This window comes from Pantoea allii (assembly GCF_002307475.1).
GTDB lineage: Bacteria > Pseudomonadota > Gammaproteobacteria > Enterobacterales > Enterobacteriaceae > Pantoea > Pantoea allii.
Genome location: NZ_NTMH01000033.1, coordinates 1 through 2,049, shown reverse-complemented (window position 1 = coordinate 2,049; position 2,049 = coordinate 1). Strand labels below are relative to the sequence as shown.

Annotated in this window: 4 protein-coding genes; all 4 read left to right on the top strand. The window is 56.2% G+C overall.

Annotated features, from left to right (window positions below; genetic code table 11):
- The coding region (gene tli1a, locus CMR03_RS13115) for a Tli1a family immunity protein (RefSeq protein ID WP_141248565.1) at positions 1-255 on the top strand (255 nt) is incomplete at its 5' end.
- A 68-nt stretch (positions 256-323) separates the two neighbouring features.
- Positions 324-851 carry a Tli1a family immunity protein gene (tli1a, locus tag CMR03_RS13110; protein WP_096011718.1) on the top strand — a complete coding sequence of 176 codons (528 nt, stop codon included), beginning with the start codon at positions 324-326 and terminating at the stop codon, positions 849-851.
- A 68-nt stretch (positions 852-919) separates the two neighbouring features.
- Positions 920-1,456: a T6SS immunity phospholipase A1-binding lipoprotein Tli1-KP gene (gene tli1, locus CMR03_RS13105; RefSeq protein WP_096011717.1), complete on the top strand. Its 537-nt coding sequence runs from the start codon at positions 920-922 to the stop codon at positions 1,454-1,456.
- 68 nt (positions 1,457-1,524) lie between these two features.
- A partial coding sequence (gene tli1a / locus CMR03_RS13100) for a Tli1a family immunity protein (RefSeq protein ID WP_141248564.1) occupies positions 1,525-2,049 on the top strand: 525 nt, incomplete at its 3' end.

Here is a 2,049-nt window from a genome sequence, read left to right as displayed (position 1 = left end):
ACTGAAGGTTTTCCTGGATTTGCAGATTCAAAAAAATATAGGGAGTGGAGGGACAAAATGAAAGAGAACGATAGGCAACACAGCAAAACCGTCCCGTTACCCGACTATAACGGCCAGGACGTCTGCGGTATCACGGTGCATTTTTTACCCTGCGATGACGTGAAGGTCACGACGAGTTGTTACACCTACGGCAGTCCGTCCTACCCGATAAAAGAGCCCCTCAGGATGAAGGAGCCGGAAGTATGTCCGAAATAACGGAAACCGCGTCAGCCCGGGTGCCGCTGCCGTTTCCCCTTTAGTCCCGCCTCTGCAAGGAACCTCAGATGAAACACACACTATTAACCCCGCTGCTGGCGGGCCTGCTGCTGTTAACCGGCTGCTCACAGCCTGCTGCTCAGGCCGGAGGTGGCGGCGGCACCATTAAAGCCATCAACCACACTAAATGGGCGATTAACCACTTCAGTGTCGATAACCAGTCGGGCATCGACATTATTGGCCCGTTCCAGGGCGGCGGGGGTGGCTGCTGCTACAGCGTGCCCGCCCGCTGGACACCGGGCATGACGGTGCGTATTGACTGGGAAACCGGGGTTGGTGGTTCTAAAGGTTTTCCAGGATTCGCTGACAGAGCTAAATACAAAGCCTGGAAGACAAAGGTTGACGAACAAAAACGGCAGCACAGCAAAACCGTCCCGGTACCCGACTATAACGGCCAGGACGTCTGCGGCATCACGGTGCACTTTCTGCCCTGCGATGACGTGAAGGTCACGACGAGTTGTTACACCTACGGCAGTCCGTCCTACCCGATAAAAGAGCCCATCAGGATGAAGGAGCCGGAAGTATGTCCGAAATAACGGTAACCGCGTCAGCCCGGGTGCAGCCGCCATTTCCCCTTTAGTCCCGCCTCTGTAAGGAAAGTCAGATGAAACACACACTATTAACCCCGCTGCTGGCGGGCCTGCTGCTGTTAACCGGCTGCTCACAGCCTGCCGCTCAGGCCGGTGGCAGTGGAGGTGGTGGCGGCACCATTGACGCCATCAACCACACCAGATGGGCGATTAACCACTTCAGTGTCGATAACCAGTCGGGCATCGACATTATCGGTCCGTTCCAGGGCGGCGGTGGCGGCTGCTGCTACAGCGTGCCCGCCCGCTGGACGCCGGGCATGACGGTGCGTGTTGACTGGGAAACCGGGGAGGGGGGGTCAAAAGGTTTTCCCGGGTTTGCAGATACTGAAAAATATCTGGACTGGGAAAAAAAAATGAAAGCCCAAAAACGTCAGCACAGCAAAACCGTCCCGGTTCCCGACTATAACGGCCAGGACGTCTGCGGTATCACGGTGCACTTTTTGCCCTGCGATGACGTGAAGGTCACGACCAGCTGCTGGTCACCGAGAAATGCCAATTACCCGATAAAAGAGCCCATCAGGATGAAGGAGCCGGAAGTATGTCCGAAATAACGGAAACCGCTTCAGCCCGGGTGCAGCCGCCATTTCCCCTTTAGTCCCGCCTCTGTAAGGAACCTCAGATGAAACACACACTATTAACCCCGTTGCTGGCGGGCCTGCTGCTGTTAACCGGCTGCTCACAGCCTGCTGCTCAGGCCGGTGGCAGTGGAGGTGGTGGCGGCACCATTGACGCCATCAACCACACCAGATGGGCGATTAACCACTTCAGCGTGGATAACCAGTCGGGCATCGACATTATCGGCCCGTTCCAGGGCGGCGGTGGCGGCTGCTGCTATAGTGTGCCCGCCCGCTGGACGCCGGGCATGACGGTGCGTATTGACTGGGAAAGTGGGGAAGCATCGACAGATGATTTCCCGGGATATGAAAAATGGGACAAATATCTGGAATGGGAAAAAAAAATTAAAGCCAGTCATCGGCAGCACAGTAAAACCGTCCCGGTACCCGACTATAACGGCCAGGACGTCTGCGGCATCACGGTGCATTTTTTACCCTGCGATGACGTGAAGGTCACGACCAGTTGTTACACCTACGGCAGTCCGTCCTACCCGATAAAAGAGCCCCTCAGGATGAAGGAGCCCAAAGTA